This is a genomic window from Pseudomonas urethralis (genome assembly GCF_021602465.1).
In the GTDB taxonomy this organism is placed as follows: Bacteria; Pseudomonadota; Gammaproteobacteria; order Pseudomonadales; family Pseudomonadaceae; genus Aquipseudomonas; species Aquipseudomonas vlassakiae.
In genome coordinates, this window is the sequence record NZ_BQIJ01000005.1 from 55,351 (window position 1) to 70,292 (window position 14,942).

At 65.4% G+C, this 14,942-nt stretch carries 12 protein-coding genes; 8 read left to right on the top strand and 4 right to left on the bottom strand.

Going from position 1 to position 14,942, the window contains the following annotated elements:
* Positions 1-145 precede the first annotated feature (145 nt).
* The 8 genes from prmA (at position 146) to L6D64_RS10130 (ending at position 10,554) form a co-directional block, all read left to right on the top strand.
* Positions 146-1,024, top strand: a complete 879-nt coding sequence (gene prmA / locus L6D64_RS10095; RefSeq protein WP_054886842.1) for a 50S ribosomal protein L11 methyltransferase — start codon at positions 146-148, stop codon at positions 1,022-1,024.
* Positions 1,025-1,066: 42 nt separating this feature from the next.
* The gene (locus tag L6D64_RS10100) at positions 1,067-2,383 is read left to right on the top strand and encodes a DUF3426 domain-containing protein (RefSeq protein WP_176509653.1); all 1,317 of its coding nucleotides are present in this window, start codon (positions 1,067-1,069) and stop codon (positions 2,381-2,383) included.
* A 159-nt stretch (positions 2,384-2,542) separates the two neighbouring features.
* Positions 2,543-3,556 carry a tRNA dihydrouridine synthase DusB gene (gene dusB, locus L6D64_RS10105; RefSeq protein WP_176509654.1) on the top strand — a complete coding sequence of 338 codons (1,014 nt, stop codon included), beginning with the start codon at positions 2,543-2,545 and terminating at the stop codon, positions 3,554-3,556.
* Positions 3,553-3,873: a DNA-binding transcriptional regulator Fis gene (gene fis / locus L6D64_RS10110; protein WP_008093076.1), complete on the top strand. Its 321-nt coding sequence runs from the start codon at positions 3,553-3,555 to the stop codon at positions 3,871-3,873. Before dusB ends, fis begins: the two co-directional genes overlap by 4 nt.
* Positions 3,874-3,953: 80 nt before the next feature.
* The gene (gene purH, locus L6D64_RS10115) at positions 3,954-5,561 is read left to right on the top strand and encodes a bifunctional phosphoribosylaminoimidazolecarboxamide formyltransferase/IMP cyclohydrolase (RefSeq protein WP_054886839.1); all 1,608 of its coding nucleotides are present in this window, start codon (positions 3,954-3,956) and stop codon (positions 5,559-5,561) included.
* 145 nt (positions 5,562-5,706) lie between these two features.
* On the top strand, positions 5,707-7,002 hold the full coding sequence (gene purD / locus L6D64_RS10120; protein ID WP_054886838.1) for a phosphoribosylamine--glycine ligase: 1,296 nt from the start codon (positions 5,707-5,709) through the stop codon (positions 7,000-7,002).
* A gap of 135 nt (positions 7,003-7,137) precedes the next feature.
* Positions 7,138-9,909 carry a hybrid sensor histidine kinase/response regulator gene (locus tag L6D64_RS10125; RefSeq protein WP_176509655.1) on the top strand — a complete coding sequence of 924 codons (2,772 nt, stop codon included), beginning with the start codon at positions 7,138-7,140 and terminating at the stop codon, positions 9,907-9,909.
* 51 nt (positions 9,910-9,960) lie between these two features.
* A complete protein-coding gene (locus tag L6D64_RS10130) occupies positions 9,961-10,554 on the top strand; it encodes a MarC family protein (RefSeq protein WP_176509668.1) in 594 nt (197 codons plus the stop codon).
* Between the two features lie 9 nt (positions 10,555-10,563).
* Here L6D64_RS10130 and cobJ read toward each other — a convergent pair whose 3' ends face one another.
* The 4 genes from cobJ to cobG are packed head-to-tail and all read right to left on the bottom strand — an operon-like array spanning position 10,564 to position 14,936.
* Complete coding sequence (cobJ, locus tag L6D64_RS10135; RefSeq protein ID WP_176509656.1) at positions 10,564-12,270, bottom strand: precorrin-3B C(17)-methyltransferase; 1,707 nt, start codon at positions 12,268-12,270, stop codon at positions 10,564-10,566.
* Positions 12,258-12,992: a precorrin-2 C(20)-methyltransferase gene (locus L6D64_RS10140; protein WP_176509657.1), complete on the bottom strand. Its 735-nt coding sequence runs from the start codon at positions 12,990-12,992 to the stop codon at positions 12,258-12,260. The genes cobJ and L6D64_RS10140 overlap by 13 nt, the downstream gene beginning before the upstream one ends.
* Positions 12,989-13,615 (bottom strand): precorrin-8X methylmutase, encoded by a 627-nt coding sequence (locus L6D64_RS10145; protein WP_176509658.1) that lies wholly within the window; start codon positions 13,613-13,615, stop codon positions 12,989-12,991. Before L6D64_RS10145 ends, L6D64_RS10140 begins: the two co-directional genes overlap by 4 nt.
* Positions 13,608-14,936: a precorrin-3B synthase gene (cobG, locus tag L6D64_RS10150; protein ID WP_176509659.1), complete on the bottom strand. Its 1,329-nt coding sequence runs from the start codon at positions 14,934-14,936 to the stop codon at positions 13,608-13,610. The genes L6D64_RS10145 and cobG overlap by 8 nt, the downstream gene beginning before the upstream one ends.
* Positions 14,937-14,942: the final 6 nt, after the last annotated feature.

Here is a 14,942-nt window from a genome sequence, read left to right on the forward strand (position 1 = left end):
GCGCCAATCCTTAGGGAGCGGGCCTGCCCGCAAGAAGGCGACGCGGTCTACCGCACCTGCTCTACAAACCCACCGCACTCGCGTAAACTGCCAGGCTTCGCGCAGCCTCGGGCTGCCCCTGTCAGATTTACCAAAGGTGCCCGCCATGCCTTGGCTGCAAGTACGCCTGGCCATCAGCCCGGAACAAGCCGAAACCTACGAAGACGCCCTGCTCGAAGTGGGCGCCGTATCGGTCACGTTCATGGATGCCGAAGACCAGCCGATCTTCGAACCCGACCTCAACACCACGCCGCTGTGGTCGCATACTCATTTGCTGGCACTGTTCGAAGCCGACGCCGAGCCGGAAGCGGTATTCGCCCACCTGCGCTTGCTGACCGGTGCCGAGCTGCCCGAGCACCAGGCCGAGGTGATCGAGGACCAGGACTGGGAGCGCAGCTGGATGGACGGTTTCCAGCCAATGCGCTTCGGCCAGCGCCTGTGGATCGTGCCGAGCTGGCACGAGGCCCCGGACCAGGACGCGGTCAACCTGCTGCTCGACCCCGGCCTGGCCTTTGGCACCGGCACCCACCCGACCACCGCGCTGTGCCTGGAATGGCTCGACGGCCAGCAGCTGCAAGGCACTCAGGTACTGGACTTCGGCTGCGGCTCGGGCATCCTCGCCATCGCGGCCCTGCTGCTGGGCGCGCGCGAGGCGGTCGGTACCGACATCGACGTGCAGGCCATCGAAGCCTCGCGCGACAATGCCCAGCGCAACGGCATCGCCGACGAAAAGTTCGCGCTGTACCTGCCCGAGCAGATGCCGGCGATGCAGGCCGACGTGCTGGTCGCCAACATTCTCGCTGGCCCACTGGTGTCGCTGGCGCCGCAGCTGTCCGGCCTGGTCCGCCCAGGTGGCCTGCTGGCCCTGTCGGGCATCCTCGCCGAACAAGGCGAGGAAGTGGCTGCCGCCTACGCTGCCGACTTCGACCTGGACCCGATCGTCGTACGCGACGGCTGGGTGCGCATCAGTGGTCGGCGCCGCTAAGCGGGCCTAGAATAATTCACTGCACAGCTCCCGGATCGCCGCATGACCGACAGTTTCGTCACCCAGTGCCCGCATTGCCAGACCAGCTTTCGCGTCACCCATCACCAGTTGAGCGTGGCTCGCGGCGTCGTGCGCTGCGGTCACTGCCTGCAGGTGTTCAATGCGGCCAAGCAGTTGCTGGAACAGAACCGAGCCGCAGCCAGCCCTGCGCCCGTTGTTCCACCGCCAGCGGTGGTCGAGCCGGTCGTTGCGCCTGAACCGGCCGTCAGCGAGCCGCCGCCGGTAACCAAAGAAGACTGGGCCATGACCGCCCAGGCTCTGGATGAACTCGATCTTGACCAGGAGCTGGCGCGCCTTGAACGCCGTGGCGAGCCGACCGAACCGCGTGCGGATATCAAGGCCAATGCCTTGCAAGCCCGCCGCGACGAGCCGGCTGCCGACGAGCATGGCGACGAACTGTTCGGCACCGCCACCGACGAACCCTATGAGCCTCATGAAGCCCAGGCTTCGACCCCGGTGCTGCTGGATGAACAGCCGCTGGAGCCTGAACCCGGTGATCGCCACGAGCCGACTCTTGGCGGCAACCTGGACCTCGACCTCGACGAGCAACCGTCAACGCAGCGCGTAGCTGAACCTGAACCGGTTGAGCGCTTCGAAGAACATGACGATATCATTCACGAAAAAGGCCTCAGCGCCCGTGATGACGACGACACCGACCTCCACCTGTCGGCCCGCGATGACGACCCGCTCGAGCCGCTGCCGGGTGAACGCCTGGAGCCCGGCTTTGCCGCCAAGCCAGAGCGCCCGTCACGCAAGGAGCCGCTGGTCGATGTCGTCGACGACCCGCTGCAGCTGGGGTGGGAAAAACCCCGGCCCAACTGGGGCAAGCGCCTGCTGTGGAGCTTCCTGACCTTGCTGGCCGCTGGCCTGCTGGCATTCCAGTACGTGTGGTTCCACTTCGACGAACTGGCCCGCCAGGACCAGTACCGCCCGATCTTCCAGCAACTGTGCCCGATGTTCGGCTGCCAGGTGCCGACCCGCGTCGATATCGGCCGGATCAAGAGCAGCAACCTGGTGGTGCGCAGCCACCCGGACTTCAAGGGCGCCCTGATCGTCGATGCGATCATCTACAACCGCGCACCGTTCGCACAGCCGTTCCCGCTGCTGGAGCTGCGCTTCGCCGACCTCAACGGCCAGCTGATCGCCAGCCGTCGGTTCAAACCCAGCGAATACCTGTCGGGCGAACTGGCCGGGCGCGGCGAAATGCCGAGCCAGACGCCGATCCACATTGCCCTGGATATCCTCGACCCAGGCCCCAAGGCCGTGAACTACAGCCTCAGCTTCCGCTCCCCGGACTAAGCCCGCTGCCACATGGGGGCGCGCTGACCAAAGCAAATGACATAAGCCGACAGCTGTACAGAATTTATCCAAATCCTTCTTTATCCGGTCACCGAGAGCGGGTATCATGCCAACCCTTTTTCGGACTCCCATGATTCGGCCCCACAACAGGGAACACCTATGTCGGCGGTACGCATCGGCCCATACACACTACGCAACAACCTGATCCTCGCACCCATGGCCGGGGTCACGGACCAGCCTTTCCGGACACTTTGCAAGCGCCTGGGCGCCGGCATGGTGGTGTCGGAGATGGTCAGCAGCGACATGAGCCTGTGGAACAGCCGCAAGTCCAGCCTGCGCCGCATCCATGAGGGTGATCCCGAGCCACGCTCGGTTCAGATCGCCGGTGGCGATGCGCAGATGATGGCCGCGGCGGCCCGGGCCAATGTCGAGGCAGGTGCGCAGATCATCGACATCAACATGGGCTGTCCGGCAAAAAAAGTCTGCAACAAAGCTGCAGGCTCTGCTTTATTGAGAGATGAAGACCTGGTCGCCGAAATCCTCCACGCCGTGGTCGGCGCGGTGGACGTACCCGTGACCCTGAAAATCCGCACCGGGTGGGACCGGGCGAACAAGAACGGCCTGAACGTGGCGAGGATCGCCGAACAGGCTGGCATCCAGGCGCTGGCGGTGCATGGCCGCACACGCGCTGACCTGTACACCGGCGAAGCCGAATACGACACCATCGCTGCCATCAAGCAGGCGGTATCGATCCCGGTTTTTGCCAATGGCGATATCACTTCGCCAGAAAAGGCCCGGGCGGTGCTGGATGCCACCGGGGTCGACGGCCTGCTGATTGGCCGGGCTGCCCAGGGGCGGCCATGGATCTTTCGCGAGATCGAACATTTTTTGGGGACTGGCCAGCATTTGCCGGCCCCGCAGTTGGACGAAGTGGAACGCATCCTGCTGGAGCACCTGGCCGCGCTGCATGCCTTCTATGGCGATGTGATGGGCGTACGTATCGCCCGCAAGCACGTGGGCTGGTACCTGGCAACACGACCCGGCGGCAAGGAGTTTCGCGCCCGGTTCAACGCTTTGGAAGACACACAAGCGCAGTGCGCCAACGTTCGCGAGTTTTTCAGTGAACGTCGACAGAGCCTTGAGACAGAGGACGGACAAGGGGTGGCCGCATGACGATGATGACCGAGACATTAGTGAGTGGAACAACGCCCGTGAGCGACAACGCCAACCTCAAACAGCACCTCAACACGCCGAGCGAAGAGGGCCAGACCCTTCGCGACAGCGTCGAGAAGGCGCTGCACAACTACTTCGCACACCTGGAAGGCGCGACCGTCACCGACGTGTACAACCTGGTGCTCTCCGAAGTCGAGGCGCCCCTGCTCGAAAGCGTGATGAACTACGTGAAGGGCAACCAGACCAAGGCCAGCGAGATGCTCGGCCTCAACCGTGGCACCCTGCGCAAGAAGCTCAAGCAGTACGACTTGTTGTAAGCCAGAATCCCAATCAGAAAAGGCGGCCTCTGCGAAGAGACGCCTTTTTTGCTGACTCCACCGCGTTATTGGAACCCGAAATGACCGACCAGACTACCCGCCTGCCAGTCCGCCGCGCCCTGATCAGCGTCTCCGACAAGACCGGTATCCTCGAATTCGCCCGTGAGCTGCAACAGCTCGGTGTCGAGATCCTGTCCACCGGCGGCACCTACAAGCTGCTCAAGGACAACGGCGTCAACGCGGTGGAAGTGGCCGACTACACTGGCTTCGCCGAGATGATGGATGGCCGGGTCAAGACCCTGCACCCGAAGATCCACGGTGGCATCCTTGGCCGTCGCGGCATCGACGACGCCATCATGAACGAGCACGGCATCAAGCCGATCGACCTGGTTGCAGTCAACCTGTACCCGTTCGAAGCCACCATTTCCAAGCCAGGCTGTGACCTGCCGACCGCCATCGAGAACATCGACATCGGCGGCCCGACCATGGTCCGTTCGGCTGCCAAGAACCACAAGGATGTCGCCATCGTGGTCAACGCCAGCGACTACGCCGGCGTGCTGGAAGGCCTGAAGGCCGGCGGCCTGACCTACGCCCAGCGCTTCGACCTGATGCTCAAGGCGTTCGAGCACACTGCTGCCTACGACGGCATGATTGCCAACTACATGGGCACCATCGACCAGGCCAAAGACACCCTGAGCACTGAAGCACGCAGCGAGTTCCCGCGCACCTTCAACAGCCAGTTCGTCAAGGCCCAGGAAATGCGCTACGGCGAGAACCCGCACCAGAGCGCGGCGTTCTACGTTGAAGCGAAGAAAGGCGAAGCCAGCATTTCCACCGCCGTGCAGCTGCAAGGCAAGGAACTGTCGTTCAACAACGTGGCCGACACCGACGCCGCGCTGGAGTGCGTGAAGAGCTTCGTCAAGCCAGCCTGCGTCATCGTCAAGCACGCCAACCCGTGCGGCGTGGCCGTTGTGCCTGAAGACGAAGGCGGCATCCGCAAGGCCTACGACCTGGCCTACGCCACCGATACCGAGTCGGCATTCGGCGGCATCATCGCCTTCAACCGCGAGCTGGACGGCGAAACCGCCCAGGCCATCGTCGACCGCCAGTTCGTCGAAGTGATCATCGCGCCGAAAATCTCCCAGGCTGCCCGCGACGTGGTGGCGGCCAAGCAGAACGTGCGTCTGCTGGAGTGCGGCGAGTGGCCAGCCGAGCGCGCTGCCGGTTGGGACTTCAAGCGCGTCAACGGTGGCCTGCTGGTGCAAAGCCGCGATATCGGCATGATCACCGCCGATGACCTGAAGATCGTCACCAAGCGTGCCCCTACCGAACAGGAAATCCACGACCTGGTGTTCGCCTGGAAAGTGGCCAAGTTCGTCAAGTCCAACGCTATCGTCTACGCCAAGCAGCGCCAGACCATCGGTGTCGGCGCCGGCCAGATGAGCCGCGTCAACTCCGCCCGCATCGCCGCCATCAAGGCCGAGCATGCTGGCCTGCAGGTGCAGGGTGCGGTCATGGCGTCGGACGCGTTCTTCCCGTTCCGTGACGGCATCGACAACGCGGCTAAAGTGGGTATCAGCGCCGTGATCCAGCCAGGTGGTTCGATGCGTGATGCCGAAGTCATCGCCGCTGCCGACGAAGCCGGCATCGCGATGGTCTTCACCGGTATGCGCCACTTCCGCCACTAATTACGCGGATCCCGGGCAAGCGGCCATCCTGTGGGAGCGGGCTTGCCCGCGAATACGATGGTGCATTCACCGCCGCATTCGCGGGCAAGCCCGCTCCCACAAGGTACGGCGCAGCCCCCTGGATCACCTGAATCGAGGTTTTGACATGAAAGTTTTGATCATCGGCAGCGGCGGCCGTGAGCACGCCCTGGCCTGGAAAGTCGCCCAGGACCCACGCGTCGAAAAAGTCTTCGTTGCCCCGGGCAATGCCGGTACGGCCATCGAGCCGAAATGCGAGAACGTCGCCATCGACGTATGCGCCCTGGAGCAACTGGCCGACTTCGCCGAGAAGAATGTCGACCTGACCATCGTCGGCCCGGAAGCGCCGCTGGTGATCGGCGTGGTCGATCTGTTCCGCAGCCGCGGCCTGGACTGCTTCGGTCCCACCAAGGGCGCGGCCCAGCTGGAAGGCTCCAAGGCCTTCACCAAGGACTTCCTGGCACGCCACAAGATCCCGACCGCCGACTACCAGAACTTCACCGAGATCGAGCCAGCCCTGGCCTACCTGCAGGAAAAGGGTGCCCCGATCGTGATCAAGGCCGACGGCCTGGCCGCGGGCAAGGGCGTGATCGTCGCCATGACCCTGGCAGAAGCCGAAGCGGCCGTGCGTGACATGCTGGCCGGCAACGCCTTCGGCGAGGCCGGTTCGCGCGTGGTCATCGAAGAGTTCCTCGACGGCGAGGAAGCCAGCTTCATCGTCATGGTCGACGGCCACAACGTGCTGCCCATGGCCACCAGCCAGGACCACAAGCGCGTCGGCGATCAGGATACCGGCCCGAATACCGGCGGCATGGGCGCCTACTCCCCTGCCCCGGTGGTTACCCCGGACGTGCACCAGCGCGTGATGGACCAGGTGATCTGGCCGACCGTGCGTGGCATGGCCGAAGAAGGCAACGTCTACACCGGCTTCCTGTATGCCGGCCTGATGATCGACAAGGCGGGCAACCCCAAGGTCATCGAGTTCAACTGCCGCTTCGGCGACCCTGAGACCCAGCCAGTCATGCTGCGCCTGGAGTCGAGCCTGGTGCTGCTGGTCGAGGCCGCCTTCGCCAAGGCGCTGGACAAGGTCGAAGCACAGTGGGACCCGCGCCCGAGCCTCGGCGTGGTGCTGGCTGCCGGCGGTTACCCGGGTGACTACGCCAAGGGCGACGTGATCAACGGCCTGGAGGCCGCAGCCAAGATCGAAGGCAAGGTGTTCCATGCCGGTACTTCGCTGAAGGACGGTCAGGTTGTGACCAACGGCGGCCGTGTGCTCTGCGCTACCGCCATGGGTGCGAGCGTCGCCGATGCCCAGCAGCAGGCCTACCGCCTGGCCAAGGAAGTGAGCTGGAACGGCAGCTTCTACCGCACCGACATCGGCTACCGGGCCATCGCCCGCGAGCGCGGTGAACACCAGCAGTAAGCGGTACCGGAGTGCCGCAGCGCCTTGTGCATGCGGCATCCGGCTCGTCGACAGGGCCCCATGGGGGCCTTGCCTTCGGCTTGGCGCGCCGCGCATAGTTAGTATCTGGCACATCGGCTAGGAAGGGATCTCGTAGTGCGTCGGCTTCGGATTGCCACAGCTCTGATCGTCAGCTTGCTGACCCTGCTCTGCCTGTTGCCGGCTTCGGCCGAACAGGGCGGAGGCTGGTCCGTTCTGCTCGATGAACAGGCCAACCTGCAATTGAGCGACGTGCGTTCCGATCGCTATCGCAGCCAGTTCAGCCCTACCACCCTTGGCGAACTCGATGCCGCACCGGCTGAACAAGCCCTGTGGTTGCACTATCGCCTGGAACCGGGTGACCAGGAGCAACTGCTGCGCATCTTCGCTCCCGACTTGTCGCGCCTCGATCTGTACGCCCTCGATGGCGACAGGCTGCTGCGCCAACTGCACCATGGCCGCCAGGCCGGGAACGGCAGCCCGACCCTGCGCGGCAGCGACCATGTATTGCCCTTGCCCAACAGCCAGCACGCGCTGGACATCTACCTGCGCCTGGTCTCGGAGCACCAGCTGCGCCCGGCGATAAGCCTGGAGCCTGCGGCGGTAGCCGCCTCCGACCATGGCCAACCCCTGCTGTTCGGCATGCTGTTCGGCGGCCTGGTGATGCTCATCCTGCATAACCTGATCCGCTTCATCTACACCCGCTCCAGCACCACCCTGTATCTGGCCCTTTACCACGGGCTGATGCTGCTCAGCGGCCTGATCCTGCTCAACCTCAGCGGCCCTTGGTGGCACCTGTGGCACAGCGCGCAAACCCCGGCGGCCTACCTGACACTGGTTCTGGCCGGGCTGTCGGGGCTGTATTTCACCCAGCATTTCTTCTCTCCCTGCAACTCACCGCGGCTCAACCGCCTGCTGCAGGGCGAAATGCTGGTCGCAGCGGTCAGCGGGCTGGTCCTGCTGTTCGTCGATACCCTGCCGCTCAACCTGATGACCTATGCCCTGCTGGCCGTCGGCAGCGTGACCATGCTGATAGCCAGCAGCTACCACTGGTACAAGGGCTATGCGCCGGCACGGCTGTTCAGCGTCGCCATGCTGGTGTTCAACCTGGGCGGCCTGGTGCTGCTGCCTGCCCTGCTGGGCCTGACCCGCACCTCGACGCCGTGGCTGCTGTGCATCCTCCTGGGCATGACCGTGGTCAGTGGCCTGCTGCTCAACCTGGCCGTCAGCGAGCGCCTGCGGCGCATCAGCGAAGAACGTTTCCGCGCCAGCCGTGCACTGGCGGCCAGCGATGCCGAGATCAACGCCAAGGCCGAATTCCTGGCCAAGATCAGCCACGAAATCCGTACCCCCATGAACGGTGTACTGGGCATGACCGAACTGCTGCTCGGCACGCCGCTGTCGGTCAAGCAGCGCGACTATGTACAGACCATTCACAGCGCCGGCAACGAGCTGCTGACGCTGATCAATGAGATTCTCGACATTTCCAAGCTCGAATCGCGGCAGATCGAGCTGGATGACGTGCAGTTCGACCTCAACGCCCTGATCGAAGACTGCCTGAACATTTTCCGCGCCAAGGCCGAGCAGCAGAACATCGAGCTGATCAGTTTCACCCAGCCGCAGGTGCCGCAGGTCATCAGCGGCGACCCGACACGCCTGCGCCAGGCCTTGTCGAGCCTGCTGGAAAATGCCCTGAAGAATACCTCCCAGGGCGAAATCCTGCTGGTGGTGGCGCTGGATCAACGGGGTGAAATCCCGCGCCTGCGCATTGCCGTGCAGGACAGTGGCGAGCCGCTGCCCGCGGCCGAGCGCGAGGCCTTGCTGCAGGCCGAGCTGCACAGCCACCACTTCCTCTCCAGCAACAAGCTTGGCGGCCACCTCGGGCTGGTCATCGCCAAGCAACTGATCGGCCTGATGCAAGGCGAGTTCGGCATCAAGAGCAGCACCAGCATGGGCAATACCCTGTGGCTGACCTTGCCGCTCGATCCATCCCGCCTGGAGCAGCCCCCGGCTGACCTGGACGGCCCGTTACGCGACGCCCGGGTCCTGGTGGTCGACGACAATGACACCTGCCGCAAAGTCCTGGTGCAGCAGTGCAGCGCCTGGGGCATGAATGTCAGTGCGGTGCCATCGGGCAAGGAGGCACTGGCCCTGCTGCGGACCAAGGCGCACCTGCGCGACTATTTCGATGCGGTTTTGCTGGACCAGAACATGCCGGGCATGACTGGCATGCAGCTGGCGGCCAAGATCAAGGAAGACCCGAGCCTGAACCACGACATCCTGGTGGTCATGCTCACCGGTATCAGCAACGCGCCCAGCAAGGTCATCGCACGTAATGCCGGGATCAAGCGCATCCTTGCCAAGCCGGTTGCCGGCTATACGCTCAAGACCACCCTGGCCGAAGAACTGGCCCAGCGTGGCCGCGATCAGGCCGTGCCGGCGGCGATGCCCGGCGCGCAGGGCGCGCTTGAGTTGCCGAGCGACTTCCGTGTGCTGGTGGCCGAAGACAACAGTATCTCGACCAAGGTCATCCGCGGCATGCTCGGCAAGCTCAACCTCGAGCCCGATACCGCCAGCAACGGCGAAGAGGCCTTGCAGGCGATGAAGGCGCAGCGTTACGACCTGGTGTTGATGGACTGCGAAATGCCGGTGCTGGACGGTTTCTCCGCGACCCAGCAGTTGCGTGCCTGGGAAACCACCAACCAGCGCCAGCGCACCCCGGTGGTGGCGCTGACCGCGCATATACTGGCTGAGCACAAGGAGCGCGCACGGCTGGCCGGCATGGACGGCCACATGGCCAAGCCGGTGGAGCTGTCACAGTTGCGCGAGTTGATCCAGTACTGGGCCAATCAGCGCGAAGCCAAAGCTGATCCGGCGCACAGCTCATAACCAGACGGGTCGCTCCTGCACGCCACCCTTATCGCCAAGGATCATCCCATGCTGCATGACTTGTTCAGTGTCTACCTGAAGATGCTGGTGCTCTATAGCCCGTTCTTCGTGCTGTCGTGCTTCATCAGCCTGACCCGTGGTCACTCCAGCAAAGAGCGCAAACAGCTGGCCTGGAAGGTCGCCTTTGCCGCGCTGGTGGCCAGCGTGCTGCTGTACCTGTTCGGCAGGGTGATCTTCGGTATTTTCGGTATCACCGCCGACGCCTTCCGCATCGGTGCGGGCAGCGTACTGTTCATCTCGGCGTTGGGCATGGCCCAGGGCAAACCGGCGGTGCAGGCCGACAACGTGCAACAGGACGTGACCATCGTGCCACTCACCATCCCGCTCACCGTGGGCCCCGGCACCATCGGGGCCCTGCTGGTGATGGGCGTGGGCCAACCGCACTGGGACGACAAGCTGCTGGCCATTGTCAGCATCGCTCTGGCCAGCTTCACCGTCGGCCTGGTGTTGTACCTCTCGCACGGCATCGAAAAACTGCTCGGTGACCAGGGCCTGCAGATCGTCAGCCGCCTGATGGGGCTGTTCGTCTGCGCCCTGGCGGCGCAGATCATCTTTACCGGGATCAAGGGCTACCTGGTCGGTTAGCCCTCAGGTTCAGGGCGCGGCGGGGTACCAACGCGGGGTGTAGACCCATTGCCCGCCACTGGCACGGTCGAAGGTGCAGGTCGTGGAGGAACCGACCAGCACCATGGTACGCATGTCGACCATCTCCGGCGTCAGCTCGGCCAGGCTCACCACCTTCAGCGTCTGCCCCGGCCGGCCGATATCGCGCCCCAACACCACCGGCGTCTGCCCATCCCGGTGCCGGCGCACGATCTCCAGTGCCGTGCCAAGCTGATGGGGCCTGGACCTGGAAATCGGATTGTAGAAGGCCAGCACCAGATCCGCCTGGGCCGCCAGATCCAGGCGCTTTTCGATGATCGACCAGGGTTTGAGGTTGTCAGACAGCGACATCACGCAGAAGTCATGCCCCAACGGCGCGCCGGCTTGCGCGGCGGTTGCCAGCGACGCCGATACCCCTGGCAGGATCTCGAGGTCGACACGGTGCCAGGCAGGGTCGCAGGACTCATGCAGCGCTTCGAGCACCGCTGCGGCCATGGCGAACACACCCGGGTCGCCCGACGATACCACCACCACCGAGCGCCCCTGGGCCGCCAGCTCGAAGGCATGCCGGGCACGCTGCATCTCTTCCCGGTTGTCGGTGCAGTGCTGCACCTGATCATCGCGGAACGGCCCCGCCATGCGCACGTAGGTCTCGTAGCCGAGGATGTCCTCGGCACGTGCAAGCTCGGCTTTCACTGCCGGCACCATCAGCTCGGCCGCACCTGGGCCCAGGCCGATCACGGCCAGGCGACCACGCTTGCGCCCCAACCGTGCCGTGTCGACCGGCAATGGCGCCGCAGCGATGACCAGGCCCGAATGCTCGATCAGCCGAGCCTCGGGCAAAGCCTCGGCGGCCATGCTGGCCAAGGTATCGTTCATGGCCGCGAAGCGCAGCACGACGCCCAGTTCCGCGGCGGCCTCGTGCAACAACGGCTCGGCCATCGCCTGCTCGGCGACCAGCAGACACGCCAGCGAGGGCTCGGCAATGCCGGCCTCACGCAAGGCGCCACGCACCTGATCGGCCAGGCCGGGCCCGCCTGCGGCGAGCGCCACCACCACCGAGCGTGGGTGGATCAGCAGCTCGTCACGGCTGGCCACGCGCGCGTCACAGCCGACATGGATGGTGCGCCGGGCGGTGTCACTGGCCGGCAGTTGCGCCTGCGCAAGCCAGGGGGCATCACCCTCGACACGCACGCTTTCGCCGGCCAGCAGGTCGGAGACAAAGCGCTTGCCCTGTTCGAGGTCCGCCAGGGCATAGCCCTCGGGCGGGTTGAGCAGGCAGGTGCCGAAGCGCAGTTCACCACTGGTGGTGATCGCCGCCGCCACGCCCAGTGCCTCGCCGAGTTCGCGCGCCATGACGTTGACCCCGCTCAGGCCGCCCAACAACGGCACCACCGCGCTACCGTCCTCGGCCACGGCCAGCACTGGCGGCTCTGCACCTTTCTCATCGAGCAGGCTGGCCAGGCTGCGGATGACGATGCCGGCAGCACACAGCGCGATGATCGGGGTGGCCTGCTGGTAGAGCATGCGCAGGGTCTCGCCAAAGCCGTCGTAGTACTGATCGGCGCCCTCGACCCGACCGCGCAGGCCGTAGACGGTCGCCTGTGGATAACGCTGCTGGATGCGCTGCGCCGTGACCAGGCTACCCGCGCCAAGGATGACGATGGCCGCTGCCTGTTGCCTGTTCAGCCCTGCCATTTTTCCCCCGGTACGATGATCAGCGAGAAGTACGGCGAGGACTGCGGGTCCACTTCATCCAGCGGCACGATCTTCTGGTTGGCCATGGTCGCCCGCTCGACGTACAGCGCGCGCCCGTCCAGGCCGAGTTCGGCGAGTACCTGGCGCACCTTCGGGAAGTTGCGGCCCAGCTTCATGATCACCGCCGCATCGGCGTCTGCCAGGCGTCGCGTGAGCTCTTCGGCGGGCAGCACGCCCGACAGTACCGACAGGCTCTGGTTGCGGTACACCAGCGGCGCGCCCAGCACCGAGGCGCCACCGAGCATCGAGCAGACGCCCGGGACCACTTCGGCCTCATGCTGTCGGGCAAGCCGGTCGTGCAGGTACATGTAGGAGCCGTAGAAGAACGGGTCACCTTCACAGATCACCGCCACGTCACGGCCGGCATCCAGGTGCTCGGCCACCTGCACGGCCGCTTCATCGTAGAAATCGCTGATCACCTGTTCGTAGGACAGCGGCGCCGGCAGTGCCTCGGTCGTGACCGGGTACACCAGCGGCAGCAGGGTCTGCTCGGCTTGCAGGTGGGCCTCGATGATGCCGAAGGCGTTGCCGCGCTTGCCCTTGGCCACGAAGTACGCCACCACCGGCGCCTCGCGCAGCAGGCGCAGGGCCTTGACGGTGATCAGTTCAGGGTCGCCGGGGCCAACGCCCAGGCCCAGCAGTCTTCCGCGCGGCGCCATCATTCCACCTCCGTGGCCAGGGCGTTGACTGCGGCAGCGGCCATTGCGCTGCCGCCCAGGCGGCCTTGCATGACCACGAATGGCACGCCGCGGCTGTCGGCGGCGAGCATCGCCTTGGACTCGGCGGCACCGACGAAGCCGACCGGGAAGCCGAGGATCAGCGCGGGTCTGGGTGCCCCGGCATCGATCATCTCCAGCAGGTAGAACAGCGCAGTCGGGGCATTGCCGATCACCACCACGCTGCCCTCCAGGTGCGGGCGCCACAGCTCCAGGGCCACGGCGGAGCGGGTGTTGCCGACCGCCTTGGCCAGGCCTGGCACGCTGGGGTCGCGCAAGGTGCAGATCACCGGGTTGTTGGCGGGCAGGCGTGCGCGGGTGATGCCTTCGGCGACCATGTGCGCGTCGCAGAGGATCGGCGCACCATTGGCCAGGGCTTCACGGCCTGCGCGGCCGGCACCTTCGGAGAACTGCAGGCCATCGATGGCCTCGACCATGCCGCAGGCATGGATCACGCGCACGGCGAGTTTTTCCAGGTCTGCGGGAATCCGCTCGAGCCGGGCTTCCTCGCGGATGATCCGGAAGGAATTGCGATAGATCTCCTGACCATCGCGGATGTAGTCAATCATCAAGGTGCTCCGTCGGCAGGGCGAGCATGGCGCCTGCTTCATTCAAGGTAAGGTCGGTGGCGCGCAGGGCACCCAGGCCCGGCAGGTGCGCGTCACGCAGATACAGGTCATAGCGGCCCGGTGAACGGGCCAGCAGAGTAGCCGGGGCAACATGGGCCACGGCGCAGGAACGAGGGCAGCCGGACAGGTGCACGCTGCCGGGCGCGCCACTGCCCAACAGCGCCGCCAGCTCGACCGCATCCGCCTTGGTCTCGGCCTGAGCCTTGGCGCAGCCACTGCTGCCCGTGCAGGCAACCACCCGCACCAAGGGGTCATCGACCTGGCAGAGCAAGCCCAGCGCCGATAGCTCGGTACGGGCCTGTTCGAGACCGGCAGCGCTGATATTGGTCAGCATCAGGCTTTGCCAGGGGCTCAGGCGCAGGCTGCCATCTCCCCATTGCCGGGCTGCTCGGGCAGCCCCCCGCAACATGGCAGGCGACAGGCGGCCCAGCGGCGGCGAGACGCCCAACGCCATGCCCTCCAGCTGGGTCACAGCACCCAGCCAAGGCTGTGCGCATGCGTGGCGTTGCCACCTGAGCACCGCCGGATCGCGGCGGACGTGCAAGCCAATGCCGTCGATGAAGGCCTCGACCGGGCAGCTCTGCAGCAGTTGGCGCATGCGCGACTGCTCCGGGCTGGCCAGCTCGAGAAAGCGATCGAGCACCGCCCGCACCAGCGCCAGCCCCTGCTCCAGCGGCACCGCGCCCAGTACCTGGCCATCGGCCGGGCAGCTGGCCAGGCCGAACGCCAGCCACTCGCGCTGCTCCAGGCGCAGTGCCGAAAGCCACAGGTCGTGCGGGTGTTCGAGCATCGCCACGCCCTCACCACCGTCCAGCTGCACGGCGAACTTGGCCGACAGCTGATGGAAGCGCGGCGTGCCTTGCAGCAGCTCAAGGATCTGCCCGGCCAGGGGACGTACATCCAGCAGCATCGACGGGTCATGGCCGGCCAGTGGGCTGAGCATCAGGTTGCGCACGTCATCGCTGGCTGCGTCACGCGGACCGAGGCCGGCGGCCAGCAGGCTTTCGACCAGCCCGGCATGATCGCTGCCGATGCCGCGGATCTGCAGGTTGCCGCGGTTGGTGGCCTCAATTACGCCAGCAGCGAAACGCTCGGCTGCCGCTGCCACCGCGTCTGCCTGGTCGGCCAGCAGCAGCCCGCCGGGCAGCTTGATCCGGCAAATGCCACCGTCACGGGCGCTGACGATGCGCCACAACCCCGGGCAGGCCGAGGGACGGGGAGAGGCTAGGGGCGTGTTGGCTGTCAAAGGGGCGTCCGGCAATCGCTG